This window comes from Peribacillus kribbensis DSM 17871 (genome assembly GCF_000430765.1).
GTDB classification, from domain to species: domain Bacteria; phylum Bacillota; class Bacilli; order Bacillales; family DSM-1321; genus Paraperibacillus; species Paraperibacillus kribbensis.
The window spans coordinates 98370-118128 of record NZ_AUMQ01000030.1; the positions used below are offsets into that span (position 1 = coordinate 98370).

16 protein-coding genes and 1 riboswitch are annotated in these 19759 nt (G+C 43.7%); of the genes, 12 read left to right on the forward strand and 4 right to left on the reverse strand.

The window, feature by feature from the left end:
- Positions 1-123 precede the first annotated feature (123 nt).
- Complete coding sequence (locus H539_RS0104990) at positions 124-903, forward strand: undecaprenyl-diphosphate phosphatase (protein WP_026692620.1); 780 nt, start codon at positions 124-126, stop codon at positions 901-903.
- A 100-nt stretch (positions 904-1003) separates the two neighbouring features.
- Complete coding sequence (gene ytvI, locus H539_RS0104995; RefSeq protein WP_342663997.1) at positions 1004-2068, forward strand: sporulation integral membrane protein YtvI; 1065 nt, start codon at positions 1004-1006, stop codon at positions 2066-2068.
- A 277-nt stretch (positions 2069-2345) separates the two neighbouring features.
- On the opposite strand, the gene H539_RS0105000 is transcribed toward ytvI, so the two are convergent.
- Entirely contained in the window at positions 2346-3701 is a 1356-nt protein-coding gene (locus H539_RS0105000; RefSeq protein WP_026692622.1) for a hemolysin family protein, read from the reverse strand.
- A 387-nt stretch (positions 3702-4088) separates the two neighbouring features.
- Between H539_RS0105000 and H539_RS0105005 the strand changes: the two genes are divergently transcribed.
- The 3 genes from H539_RS0105005 (at position 4089) to uptA (ending at position 5801) form a co-directional block, all read left to right on the forward strand.
- The gene (locus H539_RS0105005) at positions 4089-4655 is read left to right on the forward strand and encodes a YitT family protein (protein ID WP_026692623.1); all 567 of its coding nucleotides are present in this window, start codon (positions 4089-4091) and stop codon (positions 4653-4655) included.
- 211 nt (positions 4656-4866) lie between these two features.
- Positions 4867-5022, forward strand: a complete 156-nt coding sequence (locus H539_RS33380) for an Lmo0850 family protein (protein ID WP_425414694.1) — start codon at positions 4867-4869, stop codon at positions 5020-5022.
- A gap of 167 nt (positions 5023-5189) precedes the next feature.
- Positions 5190-5801, forward strand: a complete 612-nt coding sequence (gene uptA, locus H539_RS0105015; RefSeq protein ID WP_026692624.1) for an undecaprenyl phosphate transporter UptA — start codon at positions 5190-5192, stop codon at positions 5799-5801.
- Positions 5802-5853: 52 nt separating this feature from the next.
- Here uptA and H539_RS0105020 read toward each other — a convergent pair whose 3' ends face one another.
- Positions 5854-7173, reverse strand: coding sequence for a hemolysin family protein (locus tag H539_RS0105020; RefSeq protein ID WP_026692625.1), 1320 nt, complete (start codon positions 7171-7173; stop codon positions 5854-5856).
- Between the two features lie 342 nt (positions 7174-7515).
- Positions 7516-7617: riboswitch (TPP riboswitch) on the forward strand.
- 104 nt (positions 7618-7721) lie between these two features.
- Between H539_RS0105020 and thiT the strand changes: the two genes are divergently transcribed.
- On the forward strand, positions 7722-8327 hold the full coding sequence (thiT, locus tag H539_RS27760) for an energy-coupled thiamine transporter ThiT (protein ID WP_035321943.1): 606 nt from the start codon (positions 7722-7724) through the stop codon (positions 8325-8327).
- Positions 8328-8372: 45 nt separating this feature from the next.
- Here thiT and H539_RS0105030 read toward each other — a convergent pair whose 3' ends face one another.
- Positions 8373-8891, reverse strand: coding sequence for a universal stress protein (locus tag H539_RS0105030; protein ID WP_026692626.1), 519 nt, complete (start codon positions 8889-8891; stop codon positions 8373-8375).
- Positions 8892-9159: 268 nt separating this feature from the next.
- Between H539_RS0105030 and H539_RS0105035 the strand changes: the two genes are divergently transcribed.
- Together H539_RS0105035 and H539_RS27765 are read left to right on the forward strand one after the other, a co-directional pair.
- Positions 9160-9342: a hypothetical protein gene (locus H539_RS0105035; RefSeq protein ID WP_155889946.1), complete on the forward strand. Its 183-nt coding sequence runs from the start codon at positions 9160-9162 to the stop codon at positions 9340-9342.
- Between the two features lie 153 nt (positions 9343-9495).
- The gene (locus H539_RS27765) at positions 9496-12003 is read left to right on the forward strand and encodes a transglycosylase domain-containing protein (RefSeq protein WP_180321042.1); all 2508 of its coding nucleotides are present in this window, start codon (positions 9496-9498) and stop codon (positions 12001-12003) included.
- A 374-nt stretch (positions 12004-12377) separates the two neighbouring features.
- Here the strand turns inward: H539_RS27765 and H539_RS27770 are convergent, their stop codons facing one another.
- The gene (locus H539_RS27770; protein ID WP_051348440.1) at positions 12378-12692 is read right to left on the reverse strand and encodes a hypothetical protein; all 315 of its coding nucleotides are present in this window, start codon (positions 12690-12692) and stop codon (positions 12378-12380) included.
- A 247-nt stretch (positions 12693-12939) separates the two neighbouring features.
- On the opposite strand from H539_RS27770, the gene iadA reads away from it, so the two are divergent.
- From iadA to H539_RS0105075, 4 genes are all read left to right on the forward strand, one after another.
- A complete protein-coding gene (gene iadA, locus H539_RS0105060; RefSeq protein WP_026692628.1) occupies positions 12940-14112 on the forward strand; it encodes a beta-aspartyl-peptidase in 1173 nt (390 codons plus the stop codon).
- A gap of 60 nt (positions 14113-14172) precedes the next feature.
- Positions 14173-15438 carry an MFS transporter gene (locus H539_RS0105065; protein ID WP_026692629.1) on the forward strand — a complete coding sequence of 422 codons (1266 nt, stop codon included), beginning with the start codon at positions 14173-14175 and terminating at the stop codon, positions 15436-15438.
- A 506-nt stretch (positions 15439-15944) separates the two neighbouring features.
- A complete protein-coding gene (locus H539_RS0105070) occupies positions 15945-17696 on the forward strand; it encodes an ABC transporter ATP-binding protein (RefSeq protein ID WP_026692630.1) in 1752 nt (583 codons plus the stop codon).
- Entirely contained in the window at positions 17696-19714 is a 2019-nt protein-coding gene (locus H539_RS0105075) for an ABC transporter ATP-binding protein (protein WP_026692631.1), read from the forward strand. The genes H539_RS0105070 and H539_RS0105075 overlap by 1 nt, the downstream gene beginning before the upstream one ends.
- Positions 19715-19759 lie beyond the last annotated feature (45 nt).

The window sequence follows — 19759 nt, forward strand, 5'->3', positions numbered from 1 at the left end:
CATAATAGAAAAGCAACAGCTTAAGTCTTAGTAAGTATGTCCAATTAGATGGTTGTTCACTCATTATTTTTATAAGCTTTAAAAAACGCGGCAAAACCTGAGAGTGAGGAGATTTGTTTTATGCTGACAAAGCTTGAAGCATTGATATTAGGAATCATCCAGGGATTAACGGAATTCCTGCCGATCAGCAGTACCGGCCACCTTTATCTTGGGAGGCATCTTTTTGGACTTGAAGAAGCAGGGCTGCTTCTGGATACGATGATGCATATCGGCACATTGATCGCGGTCTTTATTTTCTATAGATATGAGTTTTTGAAGATACTAAAAAATCCATTTGGAAGGCTGACCTGGCTGCTTGTGATTGGGACCATCCCGGCTGTGATCGTTGCCCTCTTACTCGGGGACTTTATTGACGAAGTTTCCAAAACAGGGGTAACGATCGGATGGGAATTTCTTATAACCGGTTTGTTTTTGTGGTTTGCTGAGAGCATTAAAAAGGGAAGAAAGAAAATGATTGATATTACATACACTGATGCGTTTTTCATCGGCATTTTTCAGGCTTTTGCCATATTTCCCGCCCTTTCAAGGTCTGGATTAACAATGGTGGCCGCGCTTCTAAGAAAGCTCGACCGGGAAACAGCTGCCTACTTCTCTTTTTTGATGTCCACTCCAGCCATCGCAGGAGCCATCGTCCTGCAGGGGAAGGACCTCCTGGACGGACAGGCTGAAAGCATCCCCTTGGGCTCCCTGGCGATCGGAATTATCTCCTCAGGTATTTTCGGCTACATAGCCGTCAAATGGATGATCAATTACTTGAAACACCACTCACTGAAAATTTTTGCTGTGTATGTTTGGATGCTCGGCCTCTTCGTTCTTATTATGCAGTTCACTGGAAGATTCTAAGCATCCGCCGGCCAGCCCGGAGAGCAGGCTAATAAAAATACCAGGTCCACGCTATGACTAAATCTGTATTGCGGTGGAAGTGTCCAAAGGAGGCAGGCCGTTGCAGGTCAAAGAAAAAGAGAAAATGTGGTTTTTATCCATTAAATGGGTTTGGGCTCTTGTCATTATCGGCATTATTATTTGGCTCGTGCCATATTCATGGACATTATTATTCGCTTTTGCAACTGCTGTGCTTCTCGAAAGCCTTGTGGCTCCACTGCAGGAAAGGGCAAAGCTCTCAAGGGGGCTGGCCGTCCTTTCGAGCTTTCTGATTTATACAGGCGGCCTGACAGCAATCGTTTATTTTTGCATTTCTGTGTTGAGTAAACAAATCATTAATCTGTCGGAGGTTTTTCCGGGGTTCTTAAGAGGAATTTATCAGAGTGTCATTGTCCCGTTCATAACCAAATGGGAGAATTACTCTGAATCGCTCCCGAATGATGTGATTTCATCTATCGGAAAGACACTGGAAAATGGGATCAATGGGCTGGAAGGGTTCTTTCAAAGACTTGTACAAAGCATCATCGGGCTTGTCACCTTCATACCTGGTTTTTTGATTGAGTTTTTGATCTACCTGGTTGCATTGTTTCTATTCAGTCTTGAACTTCCGCGCATTAAAACGAGGTTAAAAACATATTTAAAAACAGAAACATCAAGAAAGCTGGGACTCGTATTCAATGATCTGACAAAAGCGGGGATAGGCTTTATAAAGGCACAGGTGATTCTTAGCTTCGTTACATTTATCATGGCCTTGCTGGGACTATGGATCCTGCATACTCCCTATGTGGTTCTATTGTCTGTTCTGATTGTCATCGTTGATATTCTGCCGATCCTCGGTACGGGATCCGTCCTGGTACCCTGGGGAGCAGTAGCTATCCTGCAGGGGAGCCAGGGCCTTGGGATCGGGCTGATCATATTGTTTTTAATCATCACCGTCGTACGAAGAATTATTGAGCCGAAAATCTATTCCACGAATTTAGGTCTCAGCCCGCTTGCCGCCCTGATTTCCCTGTATTTAGGATTTAAGCTGGCTGGGTTTATCGGGATTTTCCTGGGACCGGCACTTGTAATCGTCTATGATACCTTAAAAAGGGCAGGAGTGATCCGCATAAATTTTAAGATTTAGATCATGGATGAGAAAAAGGCTGGGTACGTCCATTATATTCGGATGCCCAGCCAGCTTCCCCGCCGACGATAGATGCGGGAATTCAGCAAGGAACATTAAGAGTTTTGACCCTCTCTTTACTTGTATAATATTCCAGTCAAGTTAATGAATAACTCGTTAAATAAAGAAAAAGACGTATGTCCCTTCATACGTCCCTTTCTTGTGTCCTTTAATAAAATGAAAAGACTTCAGACAAACCGGATTTTCATCAAGTTTGCCTGAAGTCTTAAGGCGGCTGTCAGGAAACGATTTCTGTTGATGAAAGCGGAATGGCAGCAGTTTCTTCCGGGGCAGGTTCAGGAATTAATTTTGTTATTTCGACATACTTGATATGATGCTCTTCCATTTCAATCACTTTAAATTCATAGGTATCGAATTGGAGGATGCCGCCCTGCTTGATATCAAAGTTTTCTGTAAGCACCCAGCCGCCTATTGTATCGATATCCTGATCATTGATGTCAAGCCCCAATAAATCATTAACCTCACTGATCAGAACCTTGGAATCCATAATATAATGAGCATCATCCAACTTGCGGATCATTGGTATTTCATCTAAGTCAAATTCATCACGTATATCTCCGACGATTTCTTCCAGGATATCTTCAACTGTCACCAGCCCGGAGGTACCGCCGTACTCATCCATGAGGATGGCCATATGGATGCGCTCCTTCTGCATCTTGAGCAGCAGCTCATGAATGGGGATGTTGTCGATGACCCTGATGATAGGGCGGACATATTGGGATAGGTTTTCCTTCGGCAGTTGTTGGTTGGATATTAAGTCTGTAAATATTTCCTTAACGTTAACCATGCCGATGATATGGTCCTTATCGCCGTCTATTATGGGGTACCTTGTAAACTTTTCTTCCTGTACCATGGTAAATAGCGCGGCTATTGTATCATCATTGGAAAGCGTAATAATTTCAGTACGGGGGACCATGATTTCCTTTGCAATCCGATCATCAAATTCGAAAATTTTATTTACATATTTGAATTCAGACTGGTTTATTTCGCCACTTTTATAGCTCTCTGACAGAATGATGCGGAGCTCTTCTTCAGAGTGAACAATATCATGCTCCGAGACGGTTTTAAAACCGAGTACCCTGGTAACCATTCTAGCCGAACCGTTCAGCACCCAAATAAAAGGGAACATGACTTTGTAAAACAGCATGAGCGGTCTGGCAGAAAGCAGGGTAATTTGTTCTGCTTTCTGAATGGCTACGGTCTTGGGGGCGAGTTCTCCAATTACCACATGAATGAAGGTAATGATTGAGAAGGCTGCCAAGATGGACAGAAGCTGTGCTGCACTTGCAGGGAGGTGCAGATATATAAGCAATGGGCCGAGGAAATGCTCAAACGTCGGCTCCCCCAGCCATCCAAGTCCAAGGGCTGTTATTGTGATTCCCAGCTGGCAGGCAGATAGATATTCGTCCAGGCTGCTTATGACCCTTTTAGCTGGAATGGCCTTCATATGCCCTTCTTCTATAAGCTGGTCAATACGGGAGCTTCTCACTTTGACAATGGCAAACTCGGAAGCTACGAAAAAAGCTGTCAAGGCAATAAAAATGGCTATGAAAACCAAGTTTAATATGTCCAAATAAGGTTCCTTCTCCTTAAATTCAGGAGAAAGGAGGTCACCTCCTGAAATGTTAGGTTTCTCGCTTGAGTAATTTAAATATTCTGTTAATTTTATCTTTTATGAATCAGCAATGTAAGTAATGGATGCAGCAGCATGACTTTTAGTGATCATCGCTAAATTCATTGCCCCATCTCATCACCTCATTTCCAGAATTAAATATAAGTATAAAAAAATCTGCACTTTCAGTCAAATCCTCTAGAAAGATATTTAATTTACTACATATATATGGAGATTTTATACCTGATATTAAGGGTTTTTAAACTAAAAAAATTATTTAGTTTGACTAATTCTGGTAACCGGTTCATATAGTAGTCTAGGCAGGACAAGTACAAGGGCGGGAAGAAAATGGCGGAAAAGTTTACAGCGCTGCTCATTGGCAGCTTTCTTATTGGAGTTGGCATAAATATTTTTTTGGTTCCCCATAAATTACTGGATGGGGGTGTGATCGGCCTCGGCCTTCTTATACATTATTATGCAGGTTTTCCTGCCGGCCTTTGCATGATTCTTATTTCGATTCCAATTTATATCATTGCCTGGCTGAGAAATCGGAACGTCTTTTATAACAGTCTTCACGGGCTGATTATTTCATCGCTGTGCATCGATTTATTATCAGGAATCCATTTTAAACATGATTTTTCATTGCTGACCAGTTCACTGATTGGAGGTTTTCTCATCGGAACAGGAATCGGTCTGATGCTGCGGTATGATATCAGCACAGGAGGGACAGATCTTCTTGCGCAGCTTATCTCAAAGAAGACCGCGATCAATGTGGGAATCCTGATCTTTTTGATTGATGGAGCGGTTATTTCCGGAGGAATCGGCATAGTCGGATTTGGTGTATTTTTATATTCCTTCCTAACTATAGCAGCCGTAGGGGCCATGACATTTATAACAGTTGTAAACAAGGCGTAATGTAAATGTAACTTGTAGATGGTTTCTCCTTTAGGTAATGTTAAGGTGGAGATTAAAGGTATGGAAATGTTTTGCTTAACCACCATTCCATTTAATGGATGAATATACCAATATTTTGATACAGAGTTAAGTTTAAGTTAAGGAAAGCATGGGAAAATGAAAATAGAATGAATGAACCCTTAACGGAGAGGTGAATTGAGTGGAAAGCGATATGATAGTGAAATTCAGGAACAAAGGTGTAAAAATAGAAAAGACTAAATCCAGATTGGAAGTATTCAAAAAGCTATTTCAAATGGACCCTTCCCTGCTCGCTTTGCCAGCCAGATCCTCTTCCAATTCTTTGAATTATATGAAAAACACAAAATGAGAAAAGAAAAAACACACCTTGAGGTGTGTTTTTTACTGAATGGTATATATTGCAGCGGCGGTCTTATTTGCAAATCAGCCCTGTTGATGTATGCTAGTGATATTGACTTATCATCTACATAAAGGCTCCTTCGTAATGGAAAGGGGCTGTTCATAAAGGGGAAAACCATGAAGGATATAGTATATGAACTTTTGAATTTTTTTGCGGATCTAGGCTACTTAGGGGTTGCACTTGGGTTAATGATTGAAATCATTCCAAGCGAAATCGTCCTTGGGTATGGCGGGTACCTTGTGGACCTTGGCCAGATGAACTTTATAGGGGCTGTTATTGCCGGGGTAATAGGAGGAACCATCGCCCAGCTCTTTTTATATTGGGCTGGATACTATGGCGGGCGTCCTTTTCTGGAGAAGTACGGAAAATATATCCTCATTAATAAGCATCATATCGATGTTGCGGAGCAGTGGTTCGAGAAGTATGGGGGAGGAGTGGTATTTGGGGCCAGGTTCATTCCAGTGGTCCGGCATGCAATCTCCATTCCTGCAGGTATTGCAAAAATGCCTATCATGAAATTTATAGGCTATACCCTCGCCGCGATCATTCCATGGACTATTGGCTTTATTTACCTTGGGACGGTCCTGGGGAAAAACTGGTCTCATATCAAGGAAGCAGCCTCTCCTTATGTAACACCTTTACTTTTTATTGCCGCGATTTGTATCATCATATATATTCTGTGGAAAAGAAGGAAGACTCCTCCTGTCAGGACAGTGAGGAAAAAATAATCACCAAAAAAGATGATTCCGGATGGAATCATCTTTTTTGTGCTTGGCATCATCATTCAGCCGGTTCTTCTTCCGGTTCAGGCGGAATCCTGGTGACTTCGACATAGCGGATGGAATGCTCGTCCATTTCCGTCACTTTAAAGCTGTAGGAATCCCATACAATAATGTCCCCAGGAACTACTTCGTATTTTTCGGTGAGGATCAAGCCGCCAATGGTATCGACGTCTTCCTCTTCTAAATGAATTCCCAAAAGATCGTTGACCTCGGAGACTAGAACCTTGGCGTCAAGGATATAATGGCCTTCCTTGATTTTTCTGATTTCCGGCACTTCATCGAGGTCGAATTCATCGCGGATTTCCCCGACAATTTCCTCTAAAATATCTTCGACTGTCACCAGACCAGAGGTACCGCCATACTCATCCATCAGAATCGCAAGGTGAATCCTGTCTTTCTGCATCTTGACCAGCAGATCATGAATGGGGATATTTTCAATTACCCTGATGACCGGACGGATATATTCCTCCAAGGTTGAAGAGCGATCGTTCTTGCTGACGAGCTGCGAAAAGATTTCTTTTATGTTTACCATACCAATGATGTGGTCCTTGTCTCCATCCGCAATCGGGTAGCGGGTAAACTTCTCCTCTCTTGCAATCTTAATGAAATCCTCAACGGTTTCATCCTTCATCAAGCTGACGATTTCTGTCCGGGGCACCATGATTTCCTTAGCAAGGCGGTTATCAAATTCAAAGATTTTATTCACATACCGATATTCAGACTGATTGATTTCACCGCTTTTAAAGCTTTCAGAAAGAATGATCCTCAATTCTTCCTCGGAATGGGCCAATTCATGCTCGGATGCCTGCTGAAGTCCGAATGCCCTGGTAAATAAGGAAGCAGATTTATTAAGCGTCCATATAAACGGAAAAGCTATCCTGTTGAACCAAATCAGCGGCTTGGCGACAGCAAGGGCGATTTCCTCTGTTTTTTGAATGGCAAAGGTCTTGGGAGAAAGCTCTCCGACAACCACATGGAAAAAAGTGATAATGAAAAAGGCCAGTAAAAAGGATATAAAGTGGGAAAGCTGCGATGGAAGCTCAAGCTTATGGAACAGCGGTTCCAATATACTTTGGAATGTGGGTTCCCCCAGCCAGCCCAGGCCAAGCGATGTAAGAGTTATGCCGAGCTGGCAGGCTGATAAAAATTCATCCAGGTCGGACACTACTTTCCTGGCAGGAATAGCCCTTTTATTTCCTTCCTCCACGAGCTGGTCCAGCCTTGATGTCCTGATCCTTACAATGGCAAACTCCGATGCCACAAAGAATGCCGTGATTGCAATCAGCAATATAACTAAAAATATATTCAATACGTTCAACTAGTTCCCTTGCCAGGCAGATGCCGGGACAAGGAGTCACCTCCTGTATGTAAAGGTTTGTCTTATGGATGAAACCATGAGGGAGCTCAAGAATCGCCCATCCCCGTTCCAGCCCAGATAAACCCAGCAGCTGTTCATTCTTATGTAAGGTATAATTAAGTATTGTAACTCAAAGAGTATGAAATCCCATAATGATACGATGCAGATGGCTCCATATTTTCTCTAATTTCTTTTTATTGTTCTATATAATACCGGAGTCTATTACACCATATTGAGGACTTCTAATTTTTTTCTTGAATAAACATGGGATTTGCAGTATATTTTTAATGGAAAAATAAAATAAAAACCCACAGGGGGAGCCCAAAGGCTGAGAGTGAACGTAAGAGTTCTGACCCTATGAACCTGTTAGTTAATACTAGCGTAGGGATGTGGTTATGTGATAAGCAATTTGTGGAGTTATCCGTAACCTCCCGCAGATTGTTTTTTATTTTCCTGCGGCTCTGTTCATATTGGCGTATACTGGCTCCTCTGGTTAAGGAGAGGCGTTTATGAAAAATAATGTACAAATGATGGTTGAAATGGCTGTGTTTGCAGCCCTTGCACTGCTCCTGGACATGGCTTCCAATTTTATCTTCTCCAGGATTTGGCCCCAGGGCGGCTCTGTGAGCATTGCTATGATCCCCATTTTTATCATGGCATACCGATGGGGAATCAAAGGCGGTGTGGTATCAGGACTGCTGCTGGGTGTCCTGCAGATTATCACAGGTTTTGCAGTGATCAGCCATCCGGTTCAGGGAATTCTCGATTATCCACTGGCATTTCTGGTGATAGGTGCGGCAGGTGTATTTGCCCGAATCATTCAAAAAAACTTTTTACAGGGAAGCCGAAGCAGGTCTTATCTTTATATGATTGCAGGAGTCTTTTTGGGAAGCTTCCTAAGATTCATTTGTCATTTTATCTCCGGCATTGTCTTTTTCGGTTCATATGCGCCTAAAGGACAGCCAGTTGCTATTTATTCACTCGTTTATAATGGTACTTATATGGCGATCAATTTTATCATTTCAGCTATTATTGTTGTTTTTCTTTATTCTACCGCTCACAGGGTACTATTTAAAAATGCAATGTATGCAAAAACCTATTCTAAACATCTATAATCTGAATCGAATAAAAATCCCCTGCAGCTGCAGGGGATTTTATTGTTATTTGGCCACCAATACAGAACATGGAGAATTTTTTGTGATAGATCCGCTCACACTTCCCATAAAGAATTTTTCCAATCCGCTTTTACCGCTGTTGCCGACAATAAGAAGATCCACGTTATGGTCAGCCGCATACCGGCAGATGCTGTCTGCGGGGCTGCCATCCAATACTTCAAATTTAGCATGCGACATCCTCGGCCCAAGCGTGTCCTTAATGTTCGATTCCATCTCCAGGATAGGATCTGTATGATTCGCGCCTTCACTGAAAACCGCATCCCGGTAGTTGATGGGGGTCGGCATAATGGGCTGAATCTGTGCAGGATCAACATAGAGATTTTCCTTCGCAAGGGAAGAACCGCCTGCTTCAGTGCCGAAAGCATCTCTTGATCCGTCATATACATGGAGGACCGTCAGTTCTGCTTCAGAATCTGTTTTTAAGAGGCTTGCGGCCATGCGGACTGCCTGTTTGCCGCCATCGCTTCCATCATAGGCTACTGCAATATGTTTGAACATATTCATGATGACTCCTCTCCCGATAAATTTGATAAAATAACAATTGCTTTCTGATGCTTCCATCATCTTTTTGTCATAATTAGGTACTTATTGGATATATACCCTGAAATGATCGGGAAATATCCAAGGATTATATAAAAACTTCATCCATCCATCTCCCTATAACATGATTCCTTATATAAATATACGAAATATTTAGACTTTGTCGAAAAATATGCCAAAAGTCCAATGTTAAATATTGGTGAGTGAAGTATCATATGACTTAAGAGGTGATATGATGGAACGAATGACCAGCGATTTAAAGAGGCACCCCACCATTAATCGATGCTTAAAACATCTTTCTGTCATAGGTGCCGACGATAAAACCAAGCAAATCGTGTATATGTATATGGAGACTTTATACCAGGAATTATCCAGCCAAATTAAAAAAGAAGGCAATTACATAAATGGAAAGTAACAAGGGAAGCAGCGGGCATGAGATTGTCTCTGCTTTTTTTATTGGATCAGATAGAAATGTGTCATTTTAAAAGATTAGTGGTATAGAATATCAAGTTTTCTGTTTTAAGAAGATAGGGAATGATAAGATAATCTACTACTGGGGAGAGTTCGTATGAATGTGATAAGACATTTATTTCTGATACCATTGCAAAAGGTGAATTGGCTCAGGATCCTGCTGTTTGCAGTACTGGGAGCTGTGGTGCTTGCCCTTTTTGCAGCAGGGCTTGTCTATTCTTTTAAGCCAAAAGAAGATGTCAGCATGCTGGCCGGCACCATGTATGAGCCTACCGTGATTTATAGTGTGGATGGAAAGGCTGCGAGCAAAATTACGGCCAATAAGGTTGAGACGGTTCCCGATAAGGATATTCCCGATTATGTGAAAAATGCGGTCGTGGCCATTGAAGACCATCGATTCTATGAACATAATGGTGTCGATTACCAGGGGATTTTCCGTGCTGCCGCAGCAAATATAAAAGCTGGAGGGGTGGTTGAGGGAGGAAGCACCATTACCCAGCAGCTCACAAAAAATACACTGTTGACATCAGACCGTACATTTAAGAGGAAGTTCAAGGAGTATTTTTTAGCGAAAGAGATCGAGAAAAAATACTCCAAAGATGAAATTCTAGGCATGTATTTAAATCAAATCTATTTCGGCCACGGTGCATGGGGGATAAAAAGTGCCGCACAGACTTATTTTGGCAAGGATGTCGGATCGCTGACCGTTTCGGAAGCCGCCCTCCTTGCTGGTTTGGTAAAGGCCCCGTCACAGTTGGATCCGTTTATACATAAAGAAAGGTCTGCCGCACGAAGAGACGTGGTCCTGTCTGAAATGAAGAAATATGATTTTATCAATACCCAGGAATACAACCATGCAAGAAATGAGAAATTGACTCTAAATGTAAAGAATGTTCAGGATCCCTTAAAGGGAAAGTATCCATACTTTGTTGATGCAGTACTGGATGAAGCGATCCAGAAGTATCATCTGGACCAGGATAAGCTCCTTACAGAGGGCTATCATATATACACTACGCTGGATGAAAATATGCAGAAGGCCGCTGAAAAAGTGTATCAGGATGAATCCCTGTTTCCTGAAGGAAAAGGCAGCGATATGGTCCAGAGCGGGGCCGTCCTGTTAAATCCGAAAACAGGAGGAATCAATGCGCTTGTCGGCGGAAGGGGGGAGCATACGTTCAGAGGATATAACAGAGCGACACAATTAAAGGCCCAGCCGGGATCATCCATGAAGCCTCTGGCCGTATATACTCCAGCCCTTCAGAATGGGTATGGGGTAACAGATGAATTAACAGATGAAAAGATGGATTTTGGCGGCTATGAACCCTCCAATTTCAATGATCAATACCAAGGGAAGGTCCCGTTATATGAAGCGGTTATGAAATCATTGAATGTTCCTGCGGTTTGGCTTCTAAATGAGATAGGGATTGATAAGGGAATGGAATCCGTGAAGAAATTCGGGATTCCCCTTACAAACGAAGACAGAACGCTGGGCCTCGCCCTTGGGGGATTGAATGAAGGAGTATCGCCCAAGCAGATGGCAGAAGCTTATTCGGTGTTCCCGAATCAAGGCTACAGGGTCGAAGCTCATACGATCCTAAAGATCACAGATGCATCCGGAAAAGAAGTCGCGGCATGGAAAAGTAAAAAAATCGAGGTAACCAATAAAGCCACGGCCAAAAAAATGACCTCCATCCTAAAAGGGGTAGTGGATGATGGAACAGGGAAGGCGGCAGGTATCGCGGGCAGGGAAATAGCCGGAAAAACCGGTTCTACCCAGCTCCCCATTGAAGGCATAGACGGTGTGAAGGATCAATGGTTTGTGGGGTACACACCAAACCTTGTAGGAGCTGTCTGGGTGGGATACGATAAAACGGACAAGAACCATTACCTGACCACCACAAGCAGCGAGGGTGCTGCACCTCTTTTCAAACAGATATTGCTCGGCTCACTGAAGGATGCAAATACTTCATCCTTTCACGTGAAAAGTATAGAAGAATATAAAAAGGAAGAGAAGCAAAAGGCAAGGGAAGAATACTGGAACAAAAAGAAGGACCGAATAAAAAAAGGCTGGAATAAATTCATTGATAAGTTTTCTGGAAGTCAAACCGAGAAAGAAAAGGGGCAGGAAGAAGTAAAGGCTGATAGTCAGACAGCCCCAGAGCCAAAGGATCGACATCCGGCTCCTCCCAAGCAGCCGGATGAAAAGGCAGACCCAGCCCCATCTACAAACAAAGAAAAAGCGGCGGAGAATCCGGATGAAAAGAAACCGGAACCTGCAGCCGGGAGCGGACAGGAGAAGGAGACCAAACCGGATAAGCCGGAGCCTCCTGCCACAAAGCCTGCCGATCCGCCTGCCCAAGGCGGCGGGGATGGGGGGACAGGCACTGAGCCGGGATCAGGCGAGGGATCTGGTACAGGCACGGGTGCAGATACCGGTACTGGAACACAGCCAGGAACAGGAACACAGCCAGGAACAGGAACACAGCCTGGCGGAACGGGCAATCCTCCAGCCGCAGGAAATACGAAACCTAAGCAGCCGCAGGAAATCCCTGAAAAACGGATGGGTACCGTTGTTACTGATGAGGGAGATGTTCAGGAGAATTAAATAGCAGCCAGGTTCAGACTGCAGACAAACGCTGATCGTAGGTTTGTCTGCAGTTTTTTCTCTGTTTTATAGCAATAGTGATAAGGACGGAGCAGGTTTCCATAGAGGTAGAATCCATAGAAAAAGGGGTCCAGAATGTGATTTTCTGAACCCCTTTTTTCCATAAATGGAGGGCCCTCCCGGCGATGAGGAGGACTGCGTTTAGGATTTTATAGGATGAATTTAACCAGCAGCCAAACAATTCCTGCCAATATGATTGCATATGACCCATATTTGATAATGCCCGCTGAGCTTCCTGCCTTGCTGTCCATTTTTTCACCCATTTTCAATTTGGAATGTTCGCAATGAGTTAAGATTTCCTTGAATCCCTAGCATTATACCTGAATGGTCTCAGAGGGATTCCGGAAGAATTTTTTCCTGCTCGGCTGTTCGTCAGTGAATAAACGGCTTAATTCCATCAGCTTGCTTTGTACCTGCTGTCCTTCTATGATTATTTTTACATCTGAACAGTTATTCATTGTCAGAAGAAAGGATACAAGCTTAGAAAGATTTTTTGCATCGATGGTCCTGTGGCCACAGTGAAGATATACATTCCCTTTGTACGCTTTTATGGCCTGGAAAAGGGAAAGGATGTTCCGCATGGGCAGTTTTTCATATATATGGATATTTGCAGAAGTAATTTCCGGCATTGTTAGATCTCCTTTATTATTAAACGAATAATATAAAGAAACGTTCTATATGAGAATGAATCCTTGTTATGTAGTTATTTACCCGGATGTGAATGAATAAAACCTTGGATAAAGGAGCTATATCGATATATTTTATACTGTATAATAAGCATAACGAATATTTTACATTCTGGCAGGAAATGCCAATATGTGTGCAGAAGTATGTTAAACTGACATTTTTCGCCATCTAGGGGAGGAGCCATACATTATGCTTACCATCATCAAAAACGGGGAAATCTATGCCCCGAAATTTCTCGGGAGAAAGGATCTCCTGATTGCTCATAATAAGATTGCATGGATTGCAGATGAAATTACACCGCCCCAGACATTAGGGGAGATTGAAGTGATTGATGCAGATGGCAAATACATAGTGCCGGGGTTTATTGATTCACATGTCCATATTATCGGCGGCGGCGGTGAAGGAAGTTACAGGACAAGAACTCCTGAAATACAGCTGACGGATGCGACGCTGGGGGGGATTACAACTCTTGTGGGAGTCATTGGCACAGACGGTACAACGAGGACCATGCCAAGTCTGATCGCCAAGGCAAGAGCGCTCGAGGAAGAGGGAATTTCCTGCTATGTTCAGACAGGATCTTATCAGGTTCCCGTTAAAACGCTCACAGGAAAAATTGAGGACGATATTATTCTTGTAGACAAGATAATCGGTGCCGGAGAGATTGCGATATCCGATCACCGTTCATCCCAGCCGACAGTGGAAGAGCTGGCGAAAATAGCATCAGCGGCAAGGCTTGGCGGGCTGCTTTCTAATAAAGCGGGAATTGTGAATATTCACATTGGTGACAGCCATGATCATTTCAAGCTTATAGAAGAAGTGGTGGAAACGACCGATTTGCCGCTGCGCCAGTTTTACCCCACACATGTTAATAGAAATCTGCATTTATTTGAAGAAGCCATCCGGTTTGCGAAAAAAGGCGGTTTTGTAGATTTTACGACCAGCACCATTCCTAAGTTCCTGGAAGAAGGAGAAATGAAATGCTCAAAGGGATTTAGAATCATGCTGGATGAAGGTGTCGATCTTTCAAGAATTACCTTTACCTCAGATGGCCAGGCAAGCCTTCCGGAATTTAATGAAGATGGGGAGTTTATCGGCCTGCAAATAGGAAAATGTACATCTTTATTTAAGGAAGTCCGGGATGCCATAATAGAAGAAAATATCCCTATTGAAGCAGCTGTGTCCGTAATCACCGAAAATCCAGCACGCATTTTGAAGCTGCAAGATAAAGGCATTATCGAAAAAGGCAGGGATGCCGACCTGGTTATTCTGGATAAGAGCCATCTAGGAATTGACACCGTCATTGCCATGGGGCAGGTGATGGTGAGGAACGGTATTCCAATCGTAAAAGGAACTTTTGAATAAAATAAAGAGCAGAACCTACAGATGATCGTCCACTTCCGTTTCTCTTGAAAAGAGGCGCATATGAAAAAAATTTGGCTGATTTTTAAAAACCCGCTTTATACGAAGTTATTTTTCGCTAATTTCACTTCTCAGATGGGAAGTGTTATTGGAGTAACAGCATTCATGTTTTTTCTTTTGGACCGCTTTGCGAATAATCCATTTTACGCCTCTGTCACAGAACTGATGTATTCCCTGCCCACATTAGCCGTCTTCTTTTTTGTCGGTGTGATGGCTGACAGGATGGACCGCCAGCAAATCGCCAAAAACTGTGACTGGATTTGTCTGGCCCTGACTGTGCTGCTGATTGCCGCTATTAAAACAGAGGTAATCGCACTGGTCTTTGCCGTCCTATTCCTTAGGAGCGGTGTCCAGAAGTTCTTTATGCCTGCCCAGTCAGGCATCCTCCAGGGAGTCTTGGCAAAGGATGACTATACGACTGCTGCGGGTCTGAACCAGATGGTTTCCAGTCTATTCATGCTTGTAGGGAATGGATTTGGCATCCTATTTTACTGGTATCTGGGGATCTATGGGGCTCTTGCAGTGGATGCCGCAAGCTTCTTGGCAAGCGCACTTTTGATTTCTTCCTGCAAAATTCCTGCTCCAGTCAGAACGCCAAATGGCTCTCATACTATCAAGGACCTTGATTTTAAGATGGTCGCAAGGGATTTTAAAGAGGGGATGAAATACATCCTGGATCATAAGCTATTGTTATCCTTACTGAGCGGCTTTTGTTTTTTTGGACTTGTTAACGGCGGGTTTTCCGTCATGCCGATCTTTATCCTGAAATACAAATTGGCACCCCATCATTATGAAGAGTATTCGATTGTCCTTGGAATCGTGTTTGGCAGCGGAGTCATGGCCGGCAGCTTTGCTGCCTCATCGATCGCTGCGAAATTTAAATTGCTTACCATTCTGGTTGCGGGCCTATTTGTCTCAGGCTTCTTCGTGGTGATTTCCTCCTTTACGGACAGTATTTTCTGGTTCTTTGCAGCATTGTTTGCGGCGGGGCTTGGCCTGCCGTTCTGCAATATTGCCCTTGGCGGATGGATGCCGCGAATTGTCGATCCCAAGATGATGGGCCGGGTGCAGGGGTGGATCACTCCTCTTATGATGTTTGCACAATCTCTTATGCTGGGTGTCATCTCGGTTTCATTCCCTGCCTTTCTTTCCATTGAAGGATTGTTTTGGATTGTGGGAGGGGCCTTGATGCTTGTTGCCCTCATTTATTCCTATCTGCTGCCCAAGTATGAAAACGGCCAGCAGGAAGCTGTAAGAACAGCAGGCTGAAAAAAGAATTCTAATCCGGAACACTGCTGCATATCTATGAATGATTCAAAGTAAAAAGGAAATTTTGGGAAATAAATTGACAAAATATTTCATTAATAGTAAAGTACACAAAGTAGATAGTAATGTGAAAAGGAGGGCTGTGTCATGGCCGATGTAAGAGTATTTTCTGCAATAGCTCGAACAGAACATAACGCAGCCCGTCTATACAGTTGATTCTGATCAAGAATTTTTCTTGAGGAAAAGACTGCGCAGGCTGCGGGGAAATCCGCGCGTGCGCTTTTTTGTCGTTAAAGCAGAAGGCTCCCGCATGCGCGTGGAGTCTTTTTTCTTTGGCTCTTGCAGAAAAATAAGCAAAGAGAGAAACAGGAATACGGGCTAATGCTCTTTCCAATAAAACAATCCGGAGGGATGAATGATGAGAAAAGGAAGCTGGTTGACTTTAGAAGCATGGGATCCAGACAGCGGTTAGCAGACTTGAAAAAAATGAATAATTGGAGGATGACAATATGCTGTCAATTTACAAGAAATTAGCCTGGTTCTTTAAGAAGCACTGGCTTAGATACACCATTGCCATAGCGCTTTTATGCGTGGTCAATGTTATGGAAGTAATGCCGCCAAGGCTGGTAGGGCTTGCCATCGATGATATCCATGGAGAAACCCTTACTCATGCAGGCATTGTCAAATATATGCTCATGCTTGCCGGGATTGCGGCAGCCATCTATTTAATATCTTATATCTGGATGTACCAGCTGTTTGGCGGGGCTTTTATTCTTGAGAAAAGAATGAGGTCGCAGCTGATGAATCATCTGCTGAAGATGACACCGCCTTTCTTTGAAAAAAACCGTACTGGCGATTTAATGGCAAGGGCCACAAATGACCTTAAGGCCGTTTCTGTTACAGCAGGGTTCGGAATACTTACCCTTACGGATTCCCTGTTGTATACCGCAACCATTCTTGCGACCATGTGCATCGTCGTAGATTGGAAGCTGACACTTGCCGCCATCATACCGCTGCCGGTGATGGCCATTATCATGAACGTCTATGGCAAAAGGATTCATAAACGTTTTACAGCCGCACAGGACGCTTTTGGGGAAATGAATGATCATGTACTCGAGTCTGTTTCCGGGGTGAGGGTGATCCGGGCATATGTGCAGGAGCGTGAGGATGAAAAGCGCTTCTCTGATATGACGGAGGATGTGTATCACAAGAACGTAGAGGTGGCCAAGATTGATTCACTATTTGATCCAACCATCAAGATTCTGGTGGGATTGAGTTATTTAATCGGCCTGAGCTATGGTGCGTATCTTATCTTTAATCAGCAGCTGACAATGGGAGGGCTTGTTTCCTTTAATGTATACTTAGGAATGCTGATTTGGCCAATGTTTGCGATAGGTGAGCTTATTAACGTCATGCAGCGCGGCAATGCCTCACTTGATCGGGTGACGGAAACCCTCTCTTATGAGGAGGATGTGAAAAACAGTGAAAATCTCCTTACTGTTCAGGCTCCCGACGGGATATCCTTTCAATCTGTGAATTTCACTTATCCCTCTTCGTCACACCTGAATTTAGAAGAGATATCACTGCGAATAGAGAAGGGGCAGACAATCGGAATCGTGGGCAAAACCGGAAGCGGGAAGACCACCCTGGTTAAACAGCTTTTGAGGGAATACCCTCTTGGAACAGGCGTGATCGAGGTTGGGGGTACACCTATTGAAAGACTGGATATTGCAGAGGTCCGGAGCTGGATCGGATATGTACCTCAGGATCATTTTCTCTTTTCACGTACGATAAGGGAAAACATTCTGTTTGGGAATCCGGATGCAGGAGAAGCCGAGCTGCAGGATGCGATCCAGTTTGCCGATTTCCATAAGGATCTTGCCAATCTGCCGCAGGGGCTGGATACTCTTGTCGGTGAAAAAGGAGTCGCCCTCTCGGGAGGACAGAAGCAGCGGATATCGATTGCCAGGGCATTGATCAGACAGCCTGAAATCCTGATTCTCGATGACTCTCTTTCTGCCGTGGATGCTAAAACAGAAACCACCATCATTGATAATATCCGAAATGGCAGAAGCGGAAAAACCACTATCATAACCACCCACCGGCTGTCGGCAGTACAGCATGCAGATTGGATTGTTGTTCTGGATGACGGGAAAATCATTGAGGAAGGCCGCCATGAGGAACTCCTTGAAAAGAAGGGCTGGTACATGGAACAATTCGGTAGACAGCAGGTGGAGGAAGAAACGGAGGTGGCTGTGTAATGGCAGGAAAACGGCTGTATCAGTACGCAGCGCTTTATAAAAAAATCATTTTGGCCGCACTCTTGATGCTGGCCATATCGGTTACGGCCGATCTGGCGGGCCCATTCGTGGCAAAAAGGGTCATCGATGCCCATATCCTGGGGATAGAGAAGAGCTGGAACGAGACGGAAAAAGGGGCAGATTCCGTTCCGTATAAAGGCCGTTACTATAAGAGGAGCACTTATTTTACAAAGGGTGAAGTGAAAGGGAACAAAGTTTCCATCCTTCAAATCGGAACTTCATTTGTGTTTATAAATGGAGATGTGAATAGGGATGGGAAACGGAGTCTTCAGAACGGGGTCCTTACTGTAAAGGAGAATGGAGCAGAAGCCCATCAATATAAGGCGGACACCCTTTCCAGGAATGAGCTCTTCAAGTTTTACAAACCGGAAATATCACGGATATTGAAGCTGGCAGTCTTCTATTTCGCCCTGCTTGCCATTGCTGCAATCTTTCAGTATGGGCAGAGATATCAACTCCAGAAGGCGGCAAATCGAATCATTCAAAAGATGAGAAATGATTTGTTTTCTCATATACAGACTCTTCACATTTCGTATTTTGATAATCTGCCGGCCGGAAAGGTCGTATCCAGAATCACCAATGATACGGAGGCCATCAGGGAGCTGTATGTAACTGTTTTGGCCAACTTCTTCTCAAGCATTATCAATATTATTGGGATTTTCATTGCGGTTTTTATTTTATCACCTAAGCTGTCCCTGCTTTGCCTGCTTCTTATTCCGATCATGTTTGTATGGACGATTGTGTACAGGAAATATGCGTCCAAATATAATCATGTCATCCGGTCACGGGTCAGCGATATTAATGCCACGATTAATGAATCCATTCAGGGAATGAACGTGATTCAGGCGTTTAATAGGGAAGGGGAGACCTCAGCCTCCTTTGAAAAGCTGAATAACGAACATTTCGACTATCAAAATAAAATGCTGAGCTTAAATTCATTTACAGGACATAATCTTGTGAATATCTTAAGAAACTGTACGTTTGTTGCCTTCATCTGGTTCTTCGGCAAGGAATCCCTGACTGCGGGCTCATTAATTTCCCTGGGAATGCTTTATGCTCTGGTAGATTATATTAACCGTCTTTTCCACCCCATTTCGGGCATTGTAAACCAATTTGCCAATCTGGAACAGGCACTTGTCGCAGGAGATCGGGTGTTCGAACTTCTTGATGAAAAGGGAACACTGGTAAGTGACAATAAGATTGCACGTTATAAAGGAAATGTGCAATTCGAAAATGTCACCTTCGGATATAAAGAAGGAGAGCCGGTGTTAAAAAATATCAGTTTTGAGGCGAAGCAGGGGGAAACAGTTGCCCTTGTCGGCCATACCGGATCCGGGAAAAGCTCAATCATGAATCTTTTGTTCAGATTTTATGATGCAGGAAGGGGCAGCATCAAAATCGACGGGAAGGATATCAGCGAAATTCCTTATCAGTCCCTTAGGGAGCATATGGGCATTGTACTGCAGGATCCATACCTCTTTACAGGAACAATCGCTTCCAATGTAAGCCTTAATGAGCCCGGCATTCCGGAGGAAAAGATTGAAGCGGCACTGAAAAGTGTAGGAGCAGACAAGGTGCTTACCCATCTGGAAGAAGGCATTCACACGCCTGTAATCGAAAAAGGAAGCACTCTTTCCTCCGGGCAGCGGCAGCTCATATCGTTTGCAAGAGCATTAGCTTTCGATCCTGCCATCCTCATATTGGATGAAGCTACCTCAAGCATTGATACCGAAACAGAAGCGATCATCCAGGAAGCGATGGAGGTCCTGAAAAAAGGACGAACAACCTTCATTATCGCCCACAGGCTGTCCACGATAAAAAATGCCGACCAAATCCTCGTTCTTGAAAAAGGAGAGATTGCGGAAAAAGGAAGCCATGACGAACTGATGAAGCTTAAGGGAAAATACTATCAAATGTATGAGCTTCAGCAGGGGAAGAAAATTAATAAAGCAGGATAGGACGTTCCAGCTGTAGACAAACTCCGTAAGATGAGAGTTTGTCTA

Excerpts from the sequence above, each read along its gene's own strand:
- H539_RS0105035 (WP_155889946.1), top strand. The coding sequence starts at position 9,160 with ATGATGGAACGAATGACCAGCGATTTAAAGAGGCACCCCACCATTAAT.
- thiT (WP_035321943.1), top strand. The coding sequence starts at position 7,722 with ATGAAAAATAATGTACAAATGATGGTTGAAATGGCTGTGTTTGCAGCC.
- H539_RS0105070 (WP_026692630.1), top strand. The coding sequence starts at position 15,945 with ATGCTGTCAATTTACAAGAAATTAGCCTGGTTCTTTAAGAAGCACTGG.
- H539_RS33380 (WP_425414694.1), top strand. The coding sequence starts at position 4,867 with ATGATAGTGAAATTCAGGAACAAAGGTGTAAAAATAGAAAAGACTAAA.
- H539_RS0105005 (WP_026692623.1), top strand. The coding sequence starts at position 4,089 with ATGGCGGAAAAGTTTACAGCGCTGCTCATTGGCAGCTTTCTTATTGGA.
- H539_RS0105075 (WP_026692631.1), top strand. The coding sequence starts at position 17,696 with ATGGCAGGAAAACGGCTGTATCAGTACGCAGCGCTTTATAAAAAAATC.
- H539_RS0105030 (WP_026692626.1), bottom strand. The coding sequence starts at position 8,891 with ATGAATATGTTCAAACATATTGCAGTAGCCTATGATGGAAGCGATGGC.
- H539_RS27770 (WP_051348440.1), bottom strand. The coding sequence starts at position 12,692 with ATGCCGGAAATTACTTCTGCAAATATCCATATATATGAAAAACTGCCC.
- iadA (WP_026692628.1), top strand. The coding sequence starts at position 12,940 with ATGCTTACCATCATCAAAAACGGGGAAATCTATGCCCCGAAATTTCTC.
- H539_RS0105065 (WP_026692629.1), top strand. The coding sequence starts at position 14,173 with ATGAAAAAAATTTGGCTGATTTTTAAAAACCCGCTTTATACGAAGTTA.
- H539_RS27765 (WP_180321042.1), top strand. The coding sequence starts at position 9,496 with ATGAATGTGATAAGACATTTATTTCTGATACCATTGCAAAAGGTGAAT.
- uptA (WP_026692624.1), top strand. The coding sequence starts at position 5,190 with ATGAAGGATATAGTATATGAACTTTTGAATTTTTTTGCGGATCTAGGC.